The organism is Nesterenkonia lutea, assembly GCF_014873955.1.
Classification (GTDB): Bacteria; Actinomycetota; Actinomycetes; order Actinomycetales; family Micrococcaceae; genus Nesterenkonia; species Nesterenkonia lutea.
The window spans coordinates 1,880,429-1,904,563 of sequence record NZ_JADBED010000001.1 but is presented as its reverse complement, the minus strand read 5'-3'; the positions used below and the strand labels follow the sequence as shown (position 1 = coordinate 1,904,563).

Below are 24,135 nucleotides of genomic sequence, written 5' to 3'. Positions count from 1 at the left end.
GCTGTCGCTGACGCGGGAGCTGCACAGAGAAAGAGGATGACATATGCGGACCACAGGACTCGGGGTCACCGGAACGATCGCCGCGCTGGCACTGACCAGCTGCGGAGGTGACAGCGATCCCCTCGCCGAGGACACCGACGGCGCGGAGGCTCAGGGCGAGGCCCTGGTCATCGGCTCTCAGCAGTACTACTCCAACACGATCATCGCCGAGCTCTACGCCCAGGTGCTCGAGTCCGAAGACATCGAGGTGGACCGGCAGTTCGACATCGGCCAGCGCGAGGTCTACGTCTCGGAGCTGGAATCCGGGGCCATCGACATCTTCCCCGAGTACGCGGGCAACTTCCTGCAGTACTACGAGGAGTCCTCCGAGGCGGCCACCCTGGAGGAGATCACGGCGGAGCTGGAAGATGTCCTCCCCGAGGGTCTGCGCGCTCTGGACGCCGCCGAGGCCACCGATCAGGACAGCTTCGTGGTCACCGCAGAGTTCGCCGAGGAGAACGACCTGACCGAGGTGGGGGACCTCGCCGGACTGGAGGACCTGCAGATCGCGGCGAACTCGGAGTTCGAGACACGCCCCTATGGACCCGAAGGTCTGCAGGACGTCTATGGCGTGGAGATCACGCTGGTGCCGGTGGAGGCCGGCGGCGGGGCACTGACCGTGGACGCCCTGCAGGACGGCGATGTGGAGGTCGCCGACATCTACAGCGCGGATCCGGTCCTGGAGTCTGATGACCTGGTGGTGCTGGAGGATCCCGAGGATCTGGTGCTGCCGCAGAACGTCATCCCCGTGGTCTCTGACCGGGTGGACGAGGACGCCGCGGCGCTGATCAACGAGGTCAATGCGGCGCTGACCACTGAGGAGCTCATCGCGCTGAACAGCCAGAGCGTGGACGAGCAGGCCGACCCGGCCGACGTGGCCTCCGACTGGCTCAGCGAGCAGGGCCTGGGCTGACCTCTCGCTTCACCTGGCGAAGATCGCAGGTCTGTGGTGAATCGACGGGCTCGAGCTCGACGAGGAGACCACGGGCCTGCGATCGGCTCTGAAGAAGGGGGCGCTCAGCCGGCGCGGCGGACCTGCAGGTCGCGGACGGCGTCGATGCGTTCGATCTCGAACTCACCGGGCCGGTGATGCTGGCAGAACCCGCCCGCAGGCACATTGGTCAGGTAGCCGGCCATCTGGGTGAGCTCGGCCGCAGAGAAGTCCTCGGCGCGGCGGCGCTTGGCGGGGGTGGCCCGTGCGAGGTCTTCTCGCACCGGCACCTGAATGCCGTGCAGATCCTCCAGGGCGCGCACATAGTCCTCGGTGCGACCCTCGGCGGCCATCTCCCGGGCGCGGACAGTGGGGGTGTGCAGCATCTTCCGGACGATCCTGCGCACCGCGAACTCGACCTCCTCGGCCGCGCCGGTGCAGCCGTGCTGCCTGCGCACCTTGTCCATCTCCTCATCCAGGAGCGACTGGGTGTGGCGGCGCAGCGCCACGATCGCGTCATCGGCGGTGCGCTCGCGACGCTCGGTGAGGTACGTCTCCACAGCGGAGCGCACGACGTCGCGGGCCTCCTCCACCGAGTCCTCGGTCTCCCCGGGGGCGGCCATCTTCACCGACTCCAGGGTGATCAGCTCCACGCCGTCGACATCGGCCACATCGGGGTCAAAGTCATGGGAGAGCGCCAGGTCGATCACGGTCAGCGGCTTCTGCCGCGGCGCATCCCCGGCCAGTCCGGCCAGGTTCTTCACCTCTTTGGCGCTGATCCGTCGATTGCCTCCGGAGCAGCCGATGATGACATCGGCCTCACGGAAGGCGCCGGGGAGCTCCTGCATCTGCAGCGCCCGGGCACCGCCGGCGCGCTCGGAGACGAACTCCTCGGCGCGGCCGGAGCCGGAGAAGACGCCGATGTCGGTGACGCCGCGCTCGACCAGCTGGGCCAGCGAGGTGCCCGAGTACGCGCCGGTGCCGATCAGCACCACGGAGGCACCGGGGTAGAAGACTGTTCCGTCCCCGCGCATGTCCCCGGCGATGTCCAGAGCGACCGAGACGATGGAGCGCCCGCGGGAACCCAGCGCGGTGCGCGTGCCCACGTCCTTCGCCGTGCGCGAGGCGGTCTCGAAGAGCTTGGTCAGGTTCCCGGAGATCGTTCCGGCATGCTGGGCGTCGGTCAGGGACTTGCGCACCTGACCTGCGATCTCACGCTCCCCGATGACCGCGGAGTCCAGACCAGCCCCCACCTCGAAGAGATGAGAGACGGCGTCGTCCTCCACCAGGGTGCGGAAGGAGCGGCCGACCAGTTCTCGGTCCAGTCCGGAGGACTCGGCGACGGCGTCGAGCAGCTCCTCGCGAGTGCTCTGCACCGCGTCATGGGAGCTGCCGGTGGACTCGGCGTAGATCTCCATGCGGTTGCAGGTCGCCAGCGTCACGGCAGGCATGTGAACAGAACCGGCCAGATTGGCCGCTCCTGAGCTGAGTGTTCCCACGGTCTCGAGGTCGAGCTCTGTGTGGGTGGCGACTAGGGAGATGAGTACCACGACGTCATTGATTCTACAGCGGGTCGAAGTGCGCCGCGGAAAAGTGGAGAATGTGGCGTATGACTTCTGGATCCTTCGCGGGCATGGCCGCGTCCTCACCGGCCACCGGCTCCGTCACCGCCGTCCCGAGGGCGGCCGCGCGTTCTCAGGGCTCAGCCACGCAGCTGCCCGCCGAGCACCCCCTGGTGAGCGGACTGACCGCCGATTCACCGTTGCTGACGCAGTATCGCGGAGGGCGTAACACTGCGGGGGAGATCACACGCCCGCACCGCAGGCCGGTGTGGTTCATGCGACAGGCCGGGCGCTCGCTGCCCGAATACCGAGCGCTGCGTGAGGGCACCACGATGCTCGACAGCTGCCTGGATCCGAAGCTCGCCTCCGAGATCACCCTGCAGCCCGTGCGCCGTCATGACGTGGACGCCGCGATCTTCTTCTCCGACATCGTCATCCCGCTGCGCCTGGCCGGGATCGATGTGGAGATCCAGCCCGGTGTGGGCCCGGTGCTGGGCACACCGGTGCGCACCCGCGCCGACGTCGAGGCCCTCCCCACACTGGACGACGCCGCCTTCGCCCCGATCACCGAGGCCATCGGGCGCATCGTGGCCGAACTCGGCTCCACCCCGCTGATCGGCTTCGCCGGCGCGCCGTTCACCCTGGCCGCCTACATGGTGGAGGGCAGGCCCTCACGCGACCACCTCGGTCCGCGCACCATGATGCATGCAGACCCCGAGACCTGGAAGGCGCTGGCCTCCTGGGCCGCCGAGGTCTCCGGCCGGTTCATGCGTGCCCAGCTCATGGCCGGCGCCTCCGCCGCCCAGCTCTTCGACTCCTGGGCCGGCTCGCTGGGCCGCGAGGACTATGCCCGCCACGTGCAGGCCCATTCCGCCGCGGCGTTCTCGCATGTGACGGGCCTGGACGGGACCACCCCGGAGGGTCACCGGGTGACCGCGCCGCTGATCCACTTCGGCACCGGCACCGGAGAGATCCTGGACCTGATGAAGGAGGCCGGAGCCGACGTCGTGGGTGTGGACTACCGGCTGAACCTGGCCGAGGCCACTCGCCGGGTCGGGCCCGAGACCCCGCTTCAGGGCAACATCGACCCCGCCCTGCTGCGCGCGGACTGGCCCGTGCTCGAGGCCCATGTGCGCGAGGTCATCGCGGCCGGCTCCGGCGCCGCCGGACATGTGCTCAACCTCGGGCACGGCGTGCCCCCGGAGACCGATCCGGAGGTGCTCACCCGCGTGGTCAGCCTGATCCATGAGATCGGCAACGAGGACTGAGCCCTGCCCAGATGAGCGCAGGAACGAGCCCCCCGAGCAGCTTGCCGCACATCGCTGTGGTGGGCGGCGGCATCGCCGGTCTGGTGGCCGCCTGGGATCTGGCCCGCGCGGGGTGCGCGGTGGAGATCTTCGAGGCCGGTGACCGGCTGGGCGGGGCCATCGGGGCCCAGACCCTGGCCGGGGACGCCTACGACGCCGGCGCTGAGGCCTTCGCCACGCGCTCACCCGTGGTGCCGCGGCTGCTCGCCGAGCTGGGCCTGCAGGATGACGTGGTGGCTCCGCAGCATTCCATCGCCTGGCTGCAGCTGCCGGATCTCGCCGCACCGCTGCCTGCCACCGGCATCCTCGGCATCCCGGCGGATCCGCTGGCCCCCGATGTGGTGGCCATCCTCGGGGAGACGGCGGCCGCGCGCGCCGCAGAGGATCTGAACACCCCGGTCCAGGACTGGGCGGAGGAGCAGGAGTCTCGCGGCGGACGGATCACCCTCGGAGAGGTGGTCCGTGACCGCATGGGGCAGCAGGTGCTGGACCGGCTCGTCACCCCGATCGTCTCCGGTGTGCATTCCGCGGAGCCGGACGACCTGGACATGAACAATGCCGCTCCCGGCCTCTTCGACGCGATGCTGCGCGAGGGCTCCCTGGCCCGGGCCGTGGCGCTGGTGAGGTCCAAGGCGCCGGCGGGCTCTGCGGTGAACTCGGTGGATGGGGGACTGAACCGGCTGGTGCACGCCCTCGAGCGGGAGCTGCTGCGCCTCGGCGCGACGATCCGACTGAACTCCCCGGTGCATGACCTCGCGGAGCTGGTCGCTCCCGGAGCGGAACGCCCGGACCACGTCATCCTCGCCCTGGACGCCCCCGCCGCCGTGCAGCTGATCAGCGAGGTCATGGACCTGAGCGGACTGGACCTGACCGGGCTGGACCTGAGCGGACTGGACCTGAGCGGGCAGGATCCGGCCCCCGGCGTCGCGCTGGTCTCGATGATCCTGCACGCCCCGGAGCTGGACTCTCACCCTCGGGGAACCGGAGTGCTCGTGTCTCCGCAGGTGAGAGACATCGGGGCCAAGGCGATGACGCACATCAGCTCCAAATGGGAGTGGGCCGAGGCCGCCGTGACCCAGGCGCATGGACCTGGCCACCACGTGGTGCGGCTCTCCTACGGGCGGGTGGGTCAGACCAGCCAGCCGAGGCTGGGAGCCGATTCCAGTGATGAAGACCTGCTCCGGGCGGCCGCCGAGGACGTGGGAGCGCTCTTCGGGGTGCCCATCGCCGGCGAACAGATCCTCGAGGCCAGCGTCGTCCGCTGGCGCAGGGCGCTTCCACAGACCTCCGCGGGCCATGCGGAGCGGATCGCGGCCCTGCGCGCTCGACTGGCGGGACAGGACCACGGCCCCCAGACTCCGAGGGTCCACATGACCGGCGCCTGGTTCGCCGGCACCGGACTCGCTCGGGTGGTGCCGGACGCCCGATCCACCGCCGCCGCGATCCTGAACACCGACCCTGAGCCTGAGCCTGAGCCTGACCCTCCGACCCTGACTGCCCGGCCCTGAGAGCTGAGCCTGACCGTGACAGTCAGATGCCGAGCCGACAGGGCTGAGCAGTCGATCACGTTTCGACGTCATGTAGAAATCCGTTCGAGAGCGGGCGATAAGCTGGTCGCGGGACATTCTCACCTCAGGTCCCTGACTGAAGATCAATGCTGATGGAGGCATCTGTGAGCTACGGCAGCAACGCCCAGCGAACGCCGGAAGAGGTCAACTCCTCGGGCAGAGACTGGTTCACTCTGTACACCGTCTTCGCCCGGTCCGGGCCCGCCCCACAGGGTGCCGACGTGGAGGTCGAGTTCGACGCGCTCGAAGCGGCCTTCGCCGAGCAGGACGTGACATTCCGCGGGACCTATGACGTCTCCGCGATGCGCAACGAGGCCGATGTGCTCACCTGGGTCACCGGTCCCTCCGCCGAGGCTCTGCAGGCCGCCGTGCGCCGCATCCGCCGCACCGAGATGTTCTCCCGGACCCACATCGCCTTCTCCGCCATGGGTGTGCACCGCACCGCCGAGTTCGCCCGCGGCCACGTCCCCGCCTACGCCCTCGGAGTGCCGCCGGAGGACTGGCTGGTGGTCTACCCGTTCAACCGCTCCTATGACTGGTACCTGATGGACCCGGCCAAGCGCGGAAAGATGCTGCGCGAACACGGCATGCTCGGTCAGGAGTTCCCCTCCGTGCTGGCCAACACCACCTCGGCCTTCGCGCTCAATGACTGGGAGTGGATGCTCGCCCTGGAGGCGCCCAAGCTGACAGACCTGGTGGACATGATGCGCAAGCTCCGCGAGTCCGAGACCCGCTATCACGTCCGCGACGAGATTCCCTTCTACACCGGACGCCGTCTCAAGGCCGCCTCCGAGATTGCTGAGGTCCTGCTGTGACGACCACCCCGAACCACGAGACGGCTCATCACCCGACCGAGACCTCCTCGCACCCCACCGAGAGGGAGGCCGAGTCCGCCGTGGCGGAGTCTTCCCGGACCACCCCGACCCCGGGAACCGAGCAGAAGGCCGTGGCGGCGGAGGCCCCCGCACCGCTGCCGGTGGACTTCGCCGAGGGCTCCACCACGGATCAGCCCAGCAACTATGACGCCGTCCTGCTCGCCTCCTTCGGCGGCCCCGAGGGCCAGGACGACGTGCTGCCCTTCCTGCGCAATGTCACCGCGGGGCGGGGCATCCCGGATGAGCGCCTTGAAGAGGTGGCCACCCACTACCGGGCCAACGGCGGCGTCAGCCCGATCAACCAGCAGAATCGCGATCTCAAGGGGGCGCTCGAGGCGGAGATCGCCGAGCGCCAGCTCAACGTCCCGGTCTACTGGGGCAATCGCAACTGGACGCCCCTGTTCACCGAGACCTTCCGCCAGATGCACGCCGACGGACATCGTCGGATCCTCGCGCTGGTGACCTCGGCGTACAACGGCTACTCCTCCTGCGGGCAGTACCGCGAGGACTTCTCACTGACCCTGGACGAGACGGGGCTGCGCGAGGAGATGAGCGTGGTCAAGGTGCGCCAGTTCTTCATGGACAAGGCCTTCATCGACCCCTTCAAGGACGCCCTGGCCGCCGGCATCGCCGATGTCCGCGCCCAGCTCGAGGAGGCCGGCAAGACCGAGGCCCGTCCGAAGATCGTCTTCGTCACCCACTCGATCCCCAGCCGCAACGCCGAGGCCATGGGCCCGGATCGCGTCGTCGAGGAGTATGGCACCGATGTCTACAGCGCCGAGCACCTCGCAGTGGCCCGCCACCTGATGGACATCGTGCCGGAGGCCCAGGGCCTGGAGCACGCGCTGACCTTCCAGTCCCGCTCGGGCAGCCCGAAGACCCCCTGGCTGGAGCCCGATATCAACGACGCCCTCGAGGAGTATTCCGAGGCCGGCGTCGAAGGCGTCGTGGTGATGCCCATCGGCTTCGTCTCGGACCACATGGAGGTGCTCTGGGACCTCGACACCGAGGCCAAGGAGACCGCCGCCGAGCTCGGCCTGGCCTATCACCGTGCGGCCACGCCGGGCATCCAGGAGAGCTTCGTCTCCGGACTCGTGGACGTGCTCAGCGAATACCTGCAGGGCGTCAACGGCGAACCGGTGGGCTTCGGCGAGCAGGTCGTGCCCGGCAACTGGTCCGGCATCTGTGGACCCTGCAACTGCACGCGCTTCCGCAAAGACCTCGCAAGGAGCTAGATGGGCACGTTCACAGTAGGGACCCGCGGCAGCAAGCTCGCGCTGACCCAGACGACGACGGCGGCCGAGGCACTCGCCGACCACGCCGAGGAGAGCTACGAGCTCATCACCGTCAAGACCGAGGGGGACATCCTCACCGGTCCGCTGGCGCAGATGGGCGGCACCGGTGTGTTCGCCTCGGCGCTGCGTCAGGCCCTGTTCGACAAGACCTGCGATGTCGCGGTGCACTCGCTCAAGGACCTGCCGGCCAAGGATCTCGAGGGTCTTGCCATCGGCTCCGTGCCGGTTCGAGCCGAGGTGCGGGACGCGCTGTGCTCCGCCGATGACATCACCCTGGATCAGCTTCCGCAGGGCGCCAAGGTGGGCACCGGATCACCGCGCCGCGCAGCCCAGCTGCGCGCGGCCCGTCCCGATCTGCAGATCGTGGACATCCGCGGCAACGTCGGCACCCGACTCGCCAGGGTCCGCGGACACGAAGGTGCTGCCGAGGCCTCGCCGCAGGCACCGGATGCAGCCCGGGGCGACCTGGACGCCGTCGTGCTGGCAGGTGCTGGGCTGAAGCGACTGGGACTCGAGCACCACATCGCCGAGCTGCTGCCCACCGAGATCATGCTGCCCGCCCCCGGGCAGGGGGCCCTGGCGGTGGAGGTCCGCGCCGAGGATGCTGAGCCCGTGGCGCCGCTGGGCATGGCGCTGGCACTCTATGACGACATCCCCGCGCGGCTGGAGACCTCCGCCGAGCGTGGACTCCTGGCCCGGCTCAATGCGGGCTGCTCCTCGCCGATCGGGGGGCTGGCGCGCTATGAGGACTACCCCGACGGCGGCGCCACCCTGCGCCTGGACGCGGTCATCTGCGCGCCCGACGGCAGCCAGGTGCAGCGAGCCGGCGGGGACATCTCGATCGAGGCGGGGGCTGATCGGATCGACTCGGTGGAGCGGGCGGTCCAGCTCGGCACCGACGTGGCGGAGCAGCTGCTGGCGGGGGACTTCGGTCTGCTCAAGCACGTGGTGGATTCATAGGAGCCGCGAGCATGCGCATAGCCCTGACCCGAGATCCTGCCCAGGCTGGCCCGCTCGAGGCCGGGCTGCGCGCGGCCGGACTCCAGGTGCAGTTCCTGCCGCTGACCGAGCAGCGCCTTCCCGAGGACACCTCCGCGCTCAAGACGGCGCTGGCCCAGCTCTCCCGCGGCGAGTTCGCCTGGCTGCTGCTCGCCAGCGGCAACGCCGTCCGGGCGCTGTGCAGAGTGGGCTGGGACGGCACAGTTCCCGAGGGGGTGCGCGTGGGCGTCGTCGGTCCCGGCACGGCCCGGGTGCTCGCAGACCTGACCAGCGTGACCGATCCGTGGATGCCGGCGGGGGAGAAGAGCGCCGCCGGAGTGCTCGCGGAGATGCCCGCAGCAGCCTCCGGCGCCGAGGCCTCGCTGCTGCTGCCTCAGTCCAGGCAGGCGCGTTCGGAGCTGCGCCGGGGCCTCGAGACCGGGGGCTGGCAGGTCACCCAGATCGGCGCCTATGAGACCGCCTCGCTGGTCGCCGGGGGCAGACTCGAAGCAGGTGTGCACCCGCTGCGGCTGCTGCCGACGCCCGAACCCGCACATCTGCTGGACCTGGACCGGCAGGCCGCTGACCTTCGGCGAGACAGACTCACCCATTTCAATCCCACCGTCGTGCTGGTCACCAGCTCCTCCGCCGCAGATGCACTGGCCGACCTGGGGGTGCCTGAACGGGTGCGGCTGCTGGCCATCGGCCGACCCACGGCGAAGACGCTGGGCCGGCGCGGGATCACCCAGGCGCATGTTCTCCGAGAGCCGAGCGCCGCCGCAGTCCTCGCCGCCCTGGGCCGCTGAGAACTAGACTGACAAGCGGCGAGACCGCCATCCGCCTGACGATCAGGAGCCCGAAGTGAGCTTTCCCGAACAGCGCCCCCGCCGGATGCGCCGCAGCCCCGCCATGCGCAGACTGGTGGCCGAGACCAGGCTGCACCCGGCTGATCTGATCCTGCCGGTCTTCGTCCGCGAGGACCTGACCGACCCCGCCCCGATCAGCTCGATGCCAGGAGTGGTCCAGCACACCGAGTCCTCGCTGCTCACTGCGGCCGAGGAGGCCCGCGACCTGGGGCTGGGCGGAATCATGCTCTTCGGAATCCCCGCCGCCCGTGACGCTCAGGGGAGTGCCGGACTGGACCCCGAGGGCATCCTGAACCGCTCCATCCGTGCCGTGAAGGACCGCGTGGGGGATGAGCTGGTGGTCATGAGCGACCTGTGCCTGGACGAGTTCACCGACCACGGGCACTGCGGGGTCATCGACGAGGACGGCGAGGTGGACAATGACGCCACCCTGGAGATCTACGCCGAGATGGGGGTGGTCCAGGCCGCGGCAGGGGCCGACGTCGTCGCTCCCTCCGGCATGATGGACGGGCAGGTGGCGGTGATCCGCCAGGCCCTGGACGAGGCCGGGCATCAGCACGTGCCGATCCTCGCCTACGCCGCGAAGTACGCCTCCGGCTTCTACGGTCCCTTCCGCGAAGCCGTGGATTCCCAGCTCAACGGCGACCGCAGGCAATATCAGATGGACGCCCCCAACCGGACCGAGGCGCTGCGCGAGATCGAGCTGGACCTCGCCGAGGGTGCGGACATGGTGATGGTCAAACCGGCCAGCGCCTATCTGGACATCCTCTCCGACGCGGTGAGCATCAGCGACGTCCCGGTCTCGGCCTACCAGGTCTCCGGGGAGTACGCGATGATCGAGGCGGCCGCCGCCAACGGCTGGATCGACCGACGCACGGTTATCACCGAATCGCTGATCGCCATCCGCCGGGCCGGCGCCACCAATGTGCTCACCTACTATGCGGCCGAGGTCGCCGGCTGGCTGCGCGATGAGCTGGCCGGGCGTCGCCCGTCCAGTGCTTCCGGAGCCCGCGCGACGCCGGACACGAGTCCCGCAGGTACCGCGAGCGCCCCGAGCTCCTCGGCGCAGGAGCCGATCCGCCCGAACACCAAGGCGGCTTCAGATGCTCCCGCCGAGCCCTATGATCCCTCCCGCACCGACGCCGGCTTCCCGCCGGTCAGCTGAAAGGACCCTGCGTCCCGATGACCTCGAATCAGGAACTCTTCGACACCGCCAGCACGCTCATGCCCGGGGGAGTGAACTCCCCGGTCCGCGCCTTCGGCTCGGTGGGAGGCACCCCGGCGTTCATGGTCTCCGCCGAGGGCCCCTACCTCACCGATGCCGAGGGCACCGAGTATGTGGACCTGGTGGGTTCCTGGGGCCCGGCGCTGCTGGGACACAAGCACCCCGCGGTGATCGCCGCGGTCCATGCCGCCGTGGATGCAGGACTGGGCTTCGGGACCTCCCACCCCTCCGAGGCGCGCCTGGCCGAGCTGGTGCGCAGCCGGGTCCCCGGCGCGGAGATGATCCGCATGGTCTCCACCGGCACCGAGGCCACGATGACCGCGATCCGGCTCGCCCGCGGGATCACCGAGCGCAACATTGTGGTGAAGTTCGCCGGCTGCTATCACGGGCACTCCGACGGGCTTCTCGCCGCCGCCGGCTCCGGCGTGGCCACCCTCGGGCTGCCAGGTTCGGCCGGGGTGACCCAGGCACAGGCCTCGGAGACGATCGTGGTGGAGTACAACGACCGCGCCGCCCTGGAAGAGGTCTTCGCGGAGCACGGTGACAGCATCGCCGCCGTGATCACCGAGGCGACTCCCGCGAACATGGGTGTGGTGGCCCCTGAGGAGGGCTTCAACGCCCTCATCCGTGAGATCACCGAGCGCCACGGCGCGCTGATGATCTTCGACGAGGTCATGACCGGGTTCCGCATCACTGAGGCGGGCTACTGGGGTGCCTCTGGGCGGGTCGAGGGCTGGGAGCCGGACCTGTTCACCTTCGGCAAGGTCATCGGCGGGGGGCTTCCCACGGCGGCCCTGGCCGGACGTCGGGAGATCATGGAACACCTGGCTCCCACCGGGCCGGTCTATCACGCAGGCACGCTCTCCGGGAATCCCGTGGCCATGGCCGCCGGGGTCGCGACCCTGCTCAACGCCACCTCCCAGGTCTACACCCACGTGGATGAGAAGGCCCAGCTGGTGGCCGAGGCGCTGACCGCCGCCCTGGACGACGCCGGAGTCGATCACAGTGTGCAGAAGGTCGGGTCGCTGTTCTCCGTGGCCTTCGGCACCGCCGCCACGGGCGTGCACAACTACGCGCAGGCCCAGGCTCAGGAGGCCTTCCGCTACGGCCCGTTCTTCCACGCCATGCTTGACGCCGGGGTCTATCTGCCGCCGAGCGTCTTCGAGGCCTGGTTCCTCTCCTCCGCCCACGACGACGCCGCCATCGGCCGCATCCTGGAAGCGCTGCCGGGCGCCGCGAAGGCCGCCGCGCAGGCCACACCCTGAGGATTCAGGTTTCAGGTTTGAAGGATCGGCTCAGCTTCCGAGCCTGGGGTTGATCATCGTCATGCCCGGGGTCGCTGCCCTGGGCTGATCGGGCAGCAGCGTGGCCGCCTCCTCAAGTCCCACCACGCGTTCGATGAGGTCCTGCGGGCGCAGCGTGCCTTCGGCGATCAGGGCCAGCATGCCGGGATAGTCCGCTGCGGCCATGCCGTGGCTGCCGAGCAGATCGAGCTCCCAGGCGATGGCGCGTGCCATCGGGACCTGAGACATTCCGGTCTCGGTGGGAAGCAGACCGATCTGGACGTGCCGGCCGCGGCGGCGCAGGCCCAGGATCGAGGTCGCGCAGGTCTGTTCGCTGCCGACCGCGTCGATCCCCACGTGGCTGCCCTCGCCGGTGAGCTCCCGGACTGCCCCGGGCACGTCCTGACCCTCGGCGAGGACCACGTGATCAGCCCCGAGGTCCTGGGCGGCCTCCAGCGCCTGTGTGCTGCGGTCCACCGCGATCACCCGGGCCCGCAGGGCCTTGGCGATCATCACCGCGCTCAGCCCCACGCCTCCGGCGCCCACCACGGTGACCCATTCCCCGGCGCTGATGCCGGCTCGGGCGGTCAGCGCCCGGTATGCGGTGGCGAACCGGCAGCCCAGCGCCGCCGCGGCCTCGAAGGAGACAGCCTCGGGGATCGCCACGAGATTGGTGTCTGCCGCGTGCAGCGCGACGTGCTCGGCGAAGGAACCCCAGCCGGTGAAGCCGGGCTGCTGCTGATCAGGGCAGACCTGCGCATTGCCGGACAGACACCAGTCACAGGCGCCGCAGCCGCACACGAAGGGCACCGTGACGCGGTCTCCCACGGACCAGTTCTGCACGTCCGGTCCCACGGAGGAGATGATCCCGGCGAGCTCATGCCCGGGCACGTGGGGCAGGACGATGTCCTCGTGCCCGGCCCAGGCATGCCAGTCGCTGCCGCAGAGTCCGGTGGCATGGACCTCCACCACGACCCCGTCGCGGGGCGGAGTGGGATCGGGCACCTCCTGGACATTCAGGGGTCCTGCGATCTCGGTCATCACCATGGCGCGCATGAGGATGGATCTTACCGTCGGTCCCGGCGCACTGGGACCCCGGCACCGATTGGGCAGAAAAGGGTGGAATGACGCGGGGCCTCAGCGGTCATTCCACCCTTATCCGCCCAATGGATGAGCTGGTCAGCTCAACTCAGCGGCTGGCGTCCCGGATCGTGCCGAACTCCAGGGCGCTCCAGAAGTCACCGCGCACATAGCGCTGCTCCGGCTCCGGGTTGTGGTCGAAGGCGCGGATGCGGCCCATCGAGAGCGCCTCGGCGACCAGGCGGCGCTGATCCTGACTCTCCAGGATCCCGGCCTCCAGCGCGGTCAGGTCATAGCGAGCATCGAGCTCGCCGTGGAGCTGGGCCACCCGACCCGCGTGCTTGGGCTCGCGAGCCGCGTTGTACAGCTCATCCGGGTCGGCGACGAGGTCGAAGAGCTGCTCCGGATCACCCGGGCAGAGCACGTACTTGTACTGCCCGCGCACGATCGTCAGCTGCGGCCGATAGGTCCCCTCGGCCAGGTACTCGATGATCACGGGCCGGTCCTCGGTTCCCATCTCGCCCGTCTGCTCGCGCCGGGCGATCTCCAGCACGGAGTCTCCGCCTGATCTCGGCTCGCGTGCTCCGGCGAGATCCACCAGTGTGGGCATCAGGTCGAGCAGCGAGACCGGGGTCTGATACCGGCCCTGGGGGACCAGGTGCTCCGGACCGGAAACGATGAGCGGCACTCGGGAGGACCGCTCATAGGGGGACATCTTGTACCAGAGGCCCTTCTCCCCGAGCATGTCCCCGTGGTCCGAGGTCACCAGGATGACGGTGTTCTCGCTGAGCCCGAGGGTCTCCAGGCGCTCGCGGATCCTGCCCACGTGATCATCGATGTAGCTGACCGCGGCGTAGTAGGCCCGCCGAGCCCTTCGGACCTGCTCGATGTCCGGGTCGCGGAGATCGAAGCCGCTCATCGCGCGCAGCCGGTGGCTGTGCGGGTCCTCCGCGGCGTCGGGGACCTCGGGATGCGCCGGATCCGGGATCTCGCCCTCGGCGAACCGATCCCAGTGCTCCTGCGGCGGCTCATAGGGATCATGCGGGTGGATGAAGCTGCTCACCATGAGGAAGGGCTGCGGCTGCTCACCTGCGGACGCGGCCGCCTGGTTCGCGCGGACCCGGTCATTGAGGTGGCGCAGCGTGCGGAAACCCACCTCGTCGTCGAAGTCCTGCTGGACCGAGGCCCGGGAGACGCCCGCTGAGAAGACGGCGTCGGCGTCGTGGTACCACTGCAGCTTCTGATCCAGCGGCAGCGTCCAGTCCGGGACCATGTCCAGGTCCGCCGGGTAGACGTCCGTGGTCAGCCGCTCCTCGAAGCCGTGGTGCTGGTCCGCGCCGAGGAAGTGCATCCGGCCCACCAGAGCAGTGTGATAGCCGACATGACGCAGGCGGTGCGCGAAGGTCGGCACCGAGGAGGGGAAGTCGTCCCCGTTGTCGAAGCAGCCCAGCTCCGAAGGCATGACACCGGTCATCATCGAGGCGCGGGATGGGGCGCACAGCGGAGAATTGCAGTAGGCGCGGTCGAACACGGCGCCCTGCTCGGCCAGTGCGTCGATGTTCGGGGTCCTGGCCGCGGCGTCGCCATAGGCGCCGAGCGCCTGGGCTGCCATCTGATCAGCCTGGATGACCACGATGTTCGGAGGTGAGACAGTGTTGGGAGGGGACACCTCAGCAGCAGGCGAGACGGTGGATGCGTGCTCCGGCGGGGACACGGTTCCGGTGTGGTGTGAGATGTTCTGGTTGTCAGACATAGTGTGTCCCTCCTTCGTAGTGAGCACTGGAATGAGTGTTCGCGCGCCTGAGTGCAAGCGGCACGCCCGGCCAGGCTACAGGGCACCATCAGCAACCACCCAGCGAACCTGGTGGGTGGCCTCGAGACAGTCGACGGCCCAGGAGGTCAGCAGGATGAGCACCGCAGAATCAGACCCGGTGGCAGGCTCCTGCTGCGGTCCCAGCCGTACCGCTCCCGGGTCGACGACGACGCCGGCGCGCTCCACAACAGACTCAGCGGCGAAGGCCGCGCTGGTGCCACAGCTGGCTACCGCGGCCTCCGCGCAGCTGCAGCTCATCGGGCTCGGCCCTGCGGAGTTTCGGATGGGCAGCGAGGAGGCACTGGCCTACCCCTCCGACGGTGAAGGACCGGTGCGGAGGGTGCATCTCGAGGGCTTCGCGATCAGCGCCACCGCCGCCACCGTGGCCGAGTTCGCACGGTTCGTGCAGGCCACCGGACATGTCACAGATGCCGAGAGGTACGGGGATTCACTGGTCTTCCAGGGTCTGCTCACCGACGAGCAGCGTGCACGGGCCCGGGCGCCGGAATCATCCACGCCGTGGTGGCGGCAGGTCCCGGGAGCCTCCTGGTTCGCGCCCGAAGGACCAGGATCTGAGGTGCGCGGCCGGGAGGATCACCCAGTGACCCACGTCTCTCAGCGTGACGCACTGGCCTACGCCGCGTGGGTGGGGGCCCGCCTGCCCACCGAGGCGGAATGGGAGTACGCCTCCCGCGGGGGACTGGAGCAGCAGCCCTACCCCTGGGGGGATGTCCGTGACCCCGGCGGCCAGCGCCGGATGAACATCTTTCCCGGCGAGTTCCCGGACGCGGCCGACGGTCCGGTGGGCACCCAGCCGGTGAGCTCCTTCGCGCCGAACGGCTTCGGGCTTTACAACACCACAGGCAATGTCTGGGAGTGGACGAGCTCGGAGCTCGCCGACGCAGGGACCGACGCGCAGGGGTCACGCGGCGCATCCGCCGAGCCCGTGATGCGCGGCGGATCCTATATGTGCCACAGCTCCTACTGCAGGCGCTACCGCACCTCGGCGCGGACCTCAGCCTCCGCCGACAGCTCGCTGGGTCACACCGGTTTCCGGCTGGCCTTCACACCGGCCAGTCAGGGCTGACCTCGGCGTCCGGCCGCGTGCGGCGCAGGTACTCCTGCAGGTCCGCGGACTGACCGACCTTCCACTCAGCCTGAAGCTGGTGCAGCTCGGTGGCCGGGATCTGGAGCTGGGGGAACCTCCCGGCCTGACATGCCGCCACCTCCACGGCGGCCCAGGCGTCCGGGGCTGCCGAGTGGGCACCGTCGAGCGCCACCTCATAATGCATGCACATGTGACTCAGCGTGCGTTTGCCGCGTCGATACTTGTCCACCTGCTTGTCGATCACCAGCGGATCGATGATCCCGACAGGTTCCGGGAACTCCACCCCGTGCCGCTGCGCCTCGTATTTGAGCACAGTGAAGTCATAGGGGGCGTTCATCACGACCACGGCGTTGCCCTCGGCGAACTCCTGCGCCAGGGCAGTGGTGATCTGCGCAACCGCCTCCGCCGCCGGCTGCCCGTTGGCCTGGGCATGCTCCGTGGAGATGCCATGGATGGCGGTGGTCTCGGCGGGGATCTCCACCCCGGGATCGACCAGCCACTCCCGGGTGCGGACGACGCGCTCGGTGGGGCCGGGGCCGGCGGGGCCAGGGGCCGCGCGCGAGTCCGAGTCCGCCGCAGCCTGTCCTTCGACCTCGGCGTCGAAGATCACCAGCGCAGCAGAGACGATCCGGGCCACGCGGGGGTCTCGGGACGTGGTCTCCAGGTCAAACCCGACGCGACGCCGGGTGTGCCAGGAGTCGGTGCTGGGAGTGATCTCGAAGAGTGCGGGGGTCTCGGCCATGACACTACGGTAGCGCGCAGGTGGGACATGGCGCCGCGGCAGCCGGTCGTGTCCACCCCCTCTGATTGAATGAGCATCATGGAGTTCGATGAGTCTCAGCAGCAGGTGCTCGACGCCGCCGCTCGCGCTGGACATGGGCCGATCCTCAGTTTCGGGGGCCCCGGCAGCGGAAAGTCCACGCTGGTGGCTGAGCTCGCGCTGCGCCACCTGGAGTCCGGCCAGGACTCCTCGCGGCTGCTGGTCCTCTCGCCTACCCGGGCCACCTCGGCGGTCCTGCGAAATGAGATCGAGTCAGCCTGGGCGGCGCGTGACACCAGTTCTCGCGGCGGCTCCCTCTCCGAACAGCCCTCGCGATCCTTCTCCTCCTACGCCTTCTGGCTGCTCGGGGAGGCCAGGCGCCGGGAGATCCTCAGCTTCCAGGCGCGCCGGCCCCGGCTGCTCTCCGGCGCGGAGCAGGACAGCATCATCCGCGAACTGCTGGCGGCGGGCGGATCCGGCGGGCTGCCGCTGATCGAATGGCCGGCCTCGCTGCAGGAAGCAGCGGGCACCGACGGGTTCCGCAAAGAGATCCGCGAACTCTTCGACCGCGCCGCCGAATACGGGGTCTCCCCGGAACAGCTCCGCGGCCTCGCCGAGCAGTGCAGGCGACCAGAATGGGCCGCTGCCGCAGAGCTCTACGAGCGCTACCGCGAGGATCTCGATGCCGGCGCCAACGCCGATGCGTTCGATCCGGCAGGGCTGATCAACGAGGCCTGCAACCTGCTCGAGGAGAACCCCGACTTCCTCGCGACCGAGCGGCAGCGGCTGCGGCGCATCGTCGTCGATGATCTGCAGGAAGCTACCCCCTCGGTGTACCGGCTGCTCCGGCTGATCGGCGCAGGGGCCGATGTGCTGGCCTTCGCCAATGCCGAGACCGCCGTCCAGGGCTTCCGCGGCGCACGCCCGGACAAGCTGCGCAGCTGGACCGTGTCTCCTCGCCGGGTCACCGCGGAGAGCGTGCTGGGCCTGAACCCGGAGACCGATGCGGAGATCGATGGCATCATCCGGCGCAGCATCTCCGGAGCGATGACCCCGGACCCGCATGGTGGGCTGCCCGGAGTCGACCCGCAGGTGATGGTCCTCGAGCAGAACCACAGGATCGCTCCCGAGGTCGGAAAGGCCTATGCCAGGGCACTGCGCAGGATCGCTCCCGCCGGTCCGCAGCAGCCGCGTCAGCGCTGGCTGGAGCTGCTCAGCAGCCCCCGCGCAGAGCACGCTGCACCAGCGGTCCGTGACCCGGCCGCGACAGAGACCGAGGAGCTGGCTCCGACACAGGCCGAGGAGCCTGCGGCAGAGGATCAGCGCGGTTCCTGTGCGGTGGAGATCGTCCCCGGAGACTACCTGGCCGAACAGTTCGTGCTCCAAGAGGTCTTGGACCGGCATCATCGCCACGGAGTGCCCTTCGATCAGATCGCGGTCATCGCGCGCAACGGTGCGCTGCTGCAGCGCCTGGTCCGGATGTTCCAGACCCAGGGCGTCCCAGTCCGGCAGTCCATGAGTGACGTCATCCTCAACCAGGAGCCTGCCGTGGGGCCGCTGCTGCGCGTGCTCCGACTGGTGGCCGGGCAGAAGGATCCCGAGGTCGAGCACCCCGTCGCCCTGCCCGAGGTGCTGGCCCTGCTGACCAGCCGCTATGGCGAGACCGATTCGATGACCCTGCGCAGTCTGCGCCAGGTGCTGCGCGGCCAGGAGCGCCGGCGGATCCGCACGACGCCAGAGCCCACTGCATCGGGCCCCGTGGGACCCGGCCCCGCCGAGTCCGGCTCCAGCGAGTCCCAGCCCACCGGGTCCGAGCCCACTGAGCCCGCCCCCGCCGAACCGCGCAGCTCCGATGACCTGCTGGTGGCTGCGGCCAATGATGTCGCCGATCCGGTCTTCAGCGAGGTCCGCCGCCAGACCCGCTTCCAGCACCTGACCCGCGGACTTGAACGGGTCGCGGTGATGCTCGCCGCCGGCCGTGCCGCATCCTCGCCCTCGGTCGGACCCGAGGAGCTGCTCTGGGAGATCTGGAACGCCGCCGATGTCAGCCGCCACTGGGCGGGTCTGACCCGCCGCGCGAGCGCCGAGGGCCGGCGAGCAGACCAGGACCTCGACGCGGTGATGGCCCTCTTCCAGGCCGCTGAGCGCTTCTCGGACCAGAATCCCGGTGCCTCGGCACTGAGCTTCGTGGACCATATCGAACGGCTTGAACTGCCCATGGACACCCTGGCCAAGACCTCGGCCGGGGATGCCGCCATCGAGGTGCTCACCCCCGCCAGCGCGGCAGGCCGCGAATTCGACACCGTCATCCTCACCGGACTCCAGGAGGGCGCCTGGCCCAACCTGAACCCGCGCGGCCAGCTGCTCGGCAGCGGACACCTCGTGGACGTGGTCGAAGGCCGAGCCGAAGCCTCCGCCCAGTCGCTGCTGGTCAAACGGATGAACGTGTTGCAGGACGAGTACCGGCTCTTCGCCTCCGCAGTCTCCCGGGCCAAGAATCGGCTCTACGCGGTGGCCGTCCATGCCCAGGAGGAGAGCCCCTCGCTGCTGCTGGATCTCGTGGTCCCACCGGGGGAGCGCGAAGCGCGCAGTGCGGCGATTCCGCGGCCCATCACCGCGCCCCGGCTGATCGCGGAGCTGCGCCGCCATCTGGAGATCAGCATCCAGGCCGAACTCGACGACGACGCCGCCGGATCGGCTCCCCGCAGAGCCGGCGGGCCCGGGCCCAACAGCGCTTCCGAGGCGAGCACCGAGACCCAGCGCCAGGCGGCGGCCCGGGCCCTCGCGGTCCTGGCCGACGGCGGACTCAGCGGGGCCGAGCCCAGCACCTGGTGGGGTCTGCCCGAACTCAGCACCACGGAGCCGCTGCTGGAGGCTGAGGACACGGTGCGCGTGTCCCCGTCGTCGGTGCAGAACGCGATCGAATCACCCCTGCAATGGTTCACCGGAGCCGCCGGGGGAGTGGAGGCCACCGACTTCAGCCGCATGCTCGGCTCCCTGATCCACGAGATCGCCGAACACCACCCCACCGAGACCCAGCTCGAGGTGCTTGACCACGAGCTCGACGCCCGCTGGGACAGCCTGGGCCGCGAGGAGGGCTGGGAGACCGAGAAGGATCGCAACCGCGCACAGGTCATGCTCAAGAAGCTCGCCGGCTACTTCGGGACGGCGCAGCGTGAGGGCCGCGAAGTCATCGCCCGCGAGCTGCAGGTCGAGGCCACGCTCGAGATCCCCGTGAGCGAAGCGGGCACGTGGGGAGAGCCGGAGACCCGAACCGTGCTGATCCGCGGTGTGATCGACCGAGTGGAGCGCACCGAGACCGGGGAGCTCTTTGTGATCGATCTGAAGACCGGCAAGCACAAGCCGACCCAGGCCGAGATCCCCACCCACGGCCAGCTCGGCTCCTACCAGCTGCTCGTGGCCCTGGGCGCGGTGGACCGGGCGCTCGCCGAGGCCGATGACGCAGGGTCTTCCGATGACACGGAGTCTCCCCCCACCACCTCAGCGGGACATGGCGCAGCGCTGCTGAATGTGGGCACCACCGTGACGTCCAAGACCGATCTCCAGAAGCAGGACCCGCTGGGCCCCGAGGACAGCTGGCCGATGGAGCAGCTCACCCAGGCGGCGCGCGCCATGTCCGGCGCCGAGTTTGCCGCCTACCACGCACCGAACCAGCAGCGTTGTCTGGTGGGGGCGCTCTGCCCGCTGTGCGAGAACACGAAACAGGTGACCCAGCCATGAGCACCACCGAGACCATCCGGCAGACGATCCGGTACACCGCCCGGGACATCGCCGACGCGCTGCAGCGCGACACCCCCGCCGAGCGGCGCCACTACCCGACCGCCGAGCAGCAGGCCGTCATCGAATCGGGGCTGGACCCCAGGCTCGTCGTCGCCGGTGCCGGCTCGGGGAAGACGGCCACGATGGCCGATCGGGTGGTCTGGCTCGTGGCCAACGGGATCGTCCGCCCAGATCAGATCCTCGGGGTGACCTTCACCCGCAAAGCCGCCGGGGAGCTGCGCGAGAGGATCACCCGCAAGCTGGAGCAGCTGCTGGAGGCCGAGCTGATCTCCCCCGAGGACGTCATGCCGACGGAGGTCTCCACTGCGGTGGAGCACGCGGACATCTCCGAGCTGCTGGCGCCGTCGGTGTCCACCTATCATTCCTATGCCAACGCTCTGGTGAGCGAATACGGCCTGCAGATCGGTCTGGAACCGGAGACCCAGCTCATCGGGGAGGCCAAGGCCTGGCAGCTGGTCCACCAGCTGGTCAGTGCCTACGACCGAGCCGATGTGCTCGTGGAGTCCGATCAGTCCGCCGGAAGCCTCGCCGGATACGTGATGCGCCTGGCGGGGGACTGCGCGGAGCACCTGCAGACGCCCGAGGCAGTCGAGGCTCACCTCGATGCCGAGCTGGCGCGGGTCGAGGCATGGGAGGAGGCGGGCGCGAAGCCCACCACTGAACAGGCCAAGCTGGTCCGTGCGCTGCGGGTCCGCCGGGAGATGACCGAGCTGGTGCGTCGGTATCAGCAGAAGAAGCTCACTGAAGGTCTCATGGACTACGGGGACCTGCTGCGCTTCGCCGCGCAGATCGCGCTGGAGGTTCCCAGTGCGGGGGAGGCCGAGCGCGAGAAGTACAAGGTCGTGCTGCTCGACGAGTTCCAGGACACCTCCTACGCCCAGCTCGCGCTCTTCCGCAGCCTCTACGGGGCTGGGGGCTCAGCCGGGGGACTTGGACACGCGGTCACCGCAGTCGGGGATCCCAACCAGTCCATCTATGGCTTCCGCGGGGCCTCGGCCGGGCAGCTCTTCGACTTCCCGCAGTCCTTCCCCGCACTGGACACCGACGCCGGGGGCCGCCGGCCCGCGGAGCTGCTGCAGCTGACAGTGGCCTGGCGCAACGGCGAGCGGATCCTCGATGTGGCCAACCGTCTGGTCACTCCCTTCCGGCCGGACACCGCAGACTCACAGGACAAGCCGTGGAGGCAGCACAACGCGCATCTGCGCGCCCAGCTGAAGCCGCTGAGTCCACCTCAGGGCGCGCACACCGCCACCGTGCGCTACGGCTGGTACACCTCCGAGGTCGAAGAGTCCGCGGCGATCACCGAACAGCTGGCGGCCGTGCTGGAACCTGATTCCCAGGGTCGAGTTCCCAGCTGCGCCGTGCTGGCCCGCACGCGGGCCCAGCTGGAGACCATCGCCGAGCATCTGCGTGTCGCCGGCCTGGACTATGAGCTGGTCGGTCTCTCCGGGCTGCTGAGCACCCCCGAGGTCGCCGAGGTGCTGGCCTACCTCCGGGTCATCTCCGATCCGGGGCGCTCTGACGCGCTGATCCGCATTCTGGGCGGTGCGCGCTACCGGATCGGTCCCCGCGACCTGATCCGGCTGCAGCAGTCGGCCCGGGACCTGGAGGGTCTGCGCCAGCGCATGCCCGCTGCCCAGGAGTCTGCAGGGGCGGCCTCTGCCGATGACTCCCAGACTCAGGTCCCAGCCGAGACCGACGCCGAGGACCGCTACGAATCCACAGAACTCGAGATGGACGAGCGCGCCTCCCTCGTGGAGGCCCTGGAGCGACTGAAGGACTCACCCGCCCAGGCCCAGCACCTGGAACTCTCCGCGGAGGGCCACCGCCGGCTGCTGTTGGCACGGGACCAGATCCGTCGACTGCGCCAATGGGCCACGCTGGACCTGGGGGTGCTGATCCAGCGCATCGTCAGCGACACGGGGCTGGACATCGAGGTCGCCGCCCGTCCCTGGGAGGAGCAGCACTACGCCGCCCGCCAGCTCGATGCGCTGATCGATCAGGCCGAAAGCTACGCCGCCACGGAGACCACCCCAGATCTGCGCAGCTTCCTGGACTGGCTGGACGCCGCGGAGGAGAAGGAACGCGGCCTGGAACAGGCAGACATCCAGCCCACCCCCGGTGCCATCCAGCTGCTGACCATCCACGCCTCCAAGGGACTCGAATGGGATGTCGTGGTCGTCGCCGGTCTGCGGGAAGAGAAGTTCCCCAGCAAGAAGGCCGACCGCTGGACCGGCAGCAACGGCATGTTGCCCGCCCCGCTGCGCGGAGACCGCCGGAGCATCCCGCAGTGGGAGTCCGAGCAGCCCGATATTCGCTCCTGGGCTGTGGCCGCCGGCATCGGCAGCTGGAAGCAGTTCACCGAAGAGAATTGCGTCTATACCCAGGACGTGAGGGACTTCAGCCGAGAAGAGGAGCGCCGCCTGGCCTATGTCGCGGTGACCCGGGCCAGGGCGCTGCTGTTGTGCACCGGGGCCTGCTTCTACGGGACGGCGGCCGGCAAGGAGCCCTCGGAGTTCCTGCTCGAGATCCGTGAGATCGCTGACGGATTCGGGGATGCAGGGGCTGCGCTGGAATGGGCTGAGATCCCGGACATGAAGGACAATCCTGTCGGCAATGATCTCTTCGGGGCGCAATGGCCCTATGACCCCTTGGCTCCGCTTCCCATCGGTCGATATCGGAAGCGGTCCGCTCCTGAGGGAGAGACCAGGCTGCCGGAGATGATCGCCGTGGAGGCGCCTCAGACCCGGCCGGGACGCCGTGAGGCGTTGACCCGCGCCGCAGAATTGGTGGAGGAGGTGCTCGCCGAACGATCACCCGCCTCTGGCGCAGATGCGCTGCCGCTGACTCCTTGGGAGCAGGAGGCTGAATGGGTGGTGGACCGGGCGCGTACGCAGCAGCGGGGCACCGGCAAGCCCCGGTTCCCCGGCCACATCAGCGTCTCCGGGGTGGTGGGCATGGCACGCAATGCCGAATCCATGGCGGAGTTCGCTCGGCGGCCAGTGCCGGTCAAACCCTCTCAGGCCGCCCGCCGTGGCACGGTGATGCACGAGTGGATCGAGGAGTTCTACGAGACCCGGAGCCGCCTGCCCGGGATCGAAGAACCGAACCGGGGCGACGAGGACCTGGATGACGCCTTCGATCTGGCCACGGTGAAAGCACGATTCATCCAGACCGAGTGGGCCCAGCGCCGCCTCTACGCCGCGGAGATCCCGGTGGAGACGACACTGGACGGTGTGGTCATCCGTGGTCGCATCGACGCCATCTTCGGGAAGGCCGCCGCCGGCCGGGACCTCACCGCCGCAGACTTCGAAAGGTGGGAGCTGAAGCCGGCTGAGGAGCGCAATGCCCAGATGCAGCAGTGCACCTGGGACCTGGTCGACTGGAAGACCGGCATGGTGCCCACAGGCAAGGACTTGCGGGAGAAGCAGATCCAGCTCGCCGTATACCGGCTGGCTTTCCACCGGCTCTATGGCGTTCCCCTGGAACAGATCGAGGCGTCGTTCTTCTACGTGGAGCACGGGGCGACTGTGCCGGGGGCCAATCTTCCGGAGGAGGACGCGCTGGAGCAGCACATCCGGGAGGCCCGGCAACACTTCGGGATATGAGCCTGAAACTTAAATAGGATGTCCTACGGACACTGA

Annotated in this window: 16 protein-coding genes and 1 pseudogene; 12 read left to right on the top strand and 5 right to left on the bottom strand. The window is 69.3% G+C overall.

What is annotated here, in order from left to right; all coding sequences use genetic code 11:
- Nucleotides 1-43: 43 nt before the first annotated feature.
- Nucleotides 44-952, top strand: a complete 909-nt coding sequence (locus H4W27_RS08645; RefSeq protein WP_192595566.1) for an ABC transporter substrate-binding protein — start codon at nt 44-46, stop codon at nt 950-952.
- 104 nt (nt 953-1,056) lie between these two features.
- On the opposite strand, the gene H4W27_RS08640 is transcribed toward H4W27_RS08645, so the two are convergent.
- The gene (locus H4W27_RS08640) at nt 1,057-2,520 is read right to left on the bottom strand and encodes a glutamyl-tRNA reductase (RefSeq protein WP_318782246.1); all 1,464 of its coding nucleotides are present in this window, start codon (nt 2,518-2,520) and stop codon (nt 1,057-1,059) included.
- Between the two features lie 59 nt (nt 2,521-2,579).
- Here H4W27_RS08640 and hemE point away from each other — a divergent pair, with 59 nt between their 5' ends.
- From hemE to hemL, 8 genes and pseudogenes are all read left to right on the top strand, one after another.
- Nucleotides 2,580-3,800 (top strand): uroporphyrinogen decarboxylase, encoded by a 1,221-nt coding sequence (gene hemE, locus H4W27_RS08635; protein ID WP_192595565.1) that lies wholly within the window; start codon nt 2,580-2,582, stop codon nt 3,798-3,800.
- Nucleotides 3,801-3,811: 11 nt separating this feature from the next.
- Nucleotides 3,812-5,347 carry a protoporphyrinogen oxidase gene (gene hemG / locus H4W27_RS08630; RefSeq protein ID WP_192595564.1) on the top strand — a complete coding sequence of 512 codons (1,536 nt, stop codon included), beginning with the start codon at nt 3,812-3,814 and terminating at the stop codon, nt 5,345-5,347.
- A 146-nt stretch (nt 5,348-5,493) separates the two neighbouring features.
- Nucleotides 5,494-6,222, top strand: coding sequence for a hydrogen peroxide-dependent heme synthase (hemQ, locus tag H4W27_RS08625; RefSeq protein ID WP_192595563.1), 729 nt, complete (start codon nt 5,494-5,496; stop codon nt 6,220-6,222).
- Nucleotides 6,219-7,517: a ferrochelatase gene (locus H4W27_RS08620; RefSeq protein ID WP_425572368.1), complete on the top strand. Its 1,299-nt coding sequence runs from the start codon at nt 6,219-6,221 to the stop codon at nt 7,515-7,517. Before hemQ ends, H4W27_RS08620 begins: the two co-directional genes overlap by 4 nt.
- A complete protein-coding gene (hemC, locus tag H4W27_RS08615) occupies nt 7,518-8,537 on the top strand; it encodes a hydroxymethylbilane synthase (protein WP_192595562.1) in 1,020 nt (339 codons plus the stop codon).
- Between the two features lie 11 nt (nt 8,538-8,548).
- A complete protein-coding gene (locus tag H4W27_RS08610; protein ID WP_192595561.1) occupies nt 8,549-9,361 on the top strand; it encodes a uroporphyrinogen-III synthase in 813 nt (270 codons plus the stop codon).
- A gap of 55 nt (nt 9,362-9,416) precedes the next feature.
- Nucleotides 9,417-10,391: pseudogene (gene hemB / locus H4W27_RS08605) on the top strand (porphobilinogen synthase); the annotation flags it as partial.
- A gap of 212 nt (nt 10,392-10,603) precedes the next feature.
- Nucleotides 10,604-11,911 (top strand): glutamate-1-semialdehyde 2,1-aminomutase, encoded by a 1,308-nt coding sequence (hemL, locus tag H4W27_RS08600; RefSeq protein WP_192595560.1) that lies wholly within the window; start codon nt 10,604-10,606, stop codon nt 11,909-11,911.
- Between the two features lie 30 nt (nt 11,912-11,941).
- Here hemL and H4W27_RS08595 read toward each other — a convergent pair whose 3' ends face one another.
- The 3 genes from H4W27_RS08595 to H4W27_RS13850 all read right to left on the bottom strand — a co-directional run bounded on the left by H4W27_RS08595 (nt 11,942) and on the right by H4W27_RS13850 (nt 15,008).
- Nucleotides 11,942-12,985, bottom strand: a complete 1,044-nt coding sequence (locus H4W27_RS08595; RefSeq protein WP_192595559.1) for a zinc-dependent alcohol dehydrogenase family protein — start codon at nt 12,983-12,985, stop codon at nt 11,942-11,944.
- Nucleotides 12,986-13,118: 133 nt separating this feature from the next.
- Nucleotides 13,119-14,762, bottom strand: a complete 1,644-nt coding sequence (gene betC / locus H4W27_RS08590) for a choline-sulfatase (protein ID WP_192595558.1) — start codon at nt 14,760-14,762, stop codon at nt 13,119-13,121.
- A gap of 75 nt (nt 14,763-14,837) precedes the next feature.
- The gene (locus H4W27_RS13850; protein ID WP_318782244.1) at nt 14,838-15,008 is read right to left on the bottom strand and encodes a hypothetical protein; all 171 of its coding nucleotides are present in this window, start codon (nt 15,006-15,008) and stop codon (nt 14,838-14,840) included.
- A gap of 28 nt (nt 15,009-15,036) precedes the next feature.
- On the opposite strand from H4W27_RS13850, the gene H4W27_RS08585 reads away from it, so the two are divergent.
- Nucleotides 15,037-15,909: a formylglycine-generating enzyme family protein gene (locus H4W27_RS08585; protein ID WP_318782243.1), complete on the top strand. Its 873-nt coding sequence runs from the start codon at nt 15,037-15,039 to the stop codon at nt 15,907-15,909.
- Here the strand turns inward: H4W27_RS08585 and H4W27_RS08580 are convergent.
- Entirely contained in the window at nt 15,887-16,672 is a 786-nt protein-coding gene (locus H4W27_RS08580; protein ID WP_192595556.1) for a 3'-5' exonuclease, read from the bottom strand. The genes H4W27_RS08585 and H4W27_RS08580 overlap by 23 nt on opposite strands.
- A gap of 78 nt (nt 16,673-16,750) precedes the next feature.
- Between H4W27_RS08580 and H4W27_RS08575 the strand changes: the two genes are divergently transcribed.
- Both H4W27_RS08575 and H4W27_RS08570 read left to right on the top strand, forming a co-directional pair.
- Nucleotides 16,751-20,431: an ATP-dependent DNA helicase gene (locus H4W27_RS08575; RefSeq protein WP_192595555.1), complete on the top strand. Its 3,681-nt coding sequence runs from the start codon at nt 16,751-16,753 to the stop codon at nt 20,429-20,431.
- Complete coding sequence (locus tag H4W27_RS08570) at nt 20,428-24,099, top strand: ATP-dependent DNA helicase (protein ID WP_192595554.1); 3,672 nt, start codon at nt 20,428-20,430, stop codon at nt 24,097-24,099. The genes H4W27_RS08575 and H4W27_RS08570 overlap by 4 nt, the downstream gene beginning before the upstream one ends.
- The last annotated feature ends 36 nt before the right edge of the window (nt 24,100-24,135 follow it).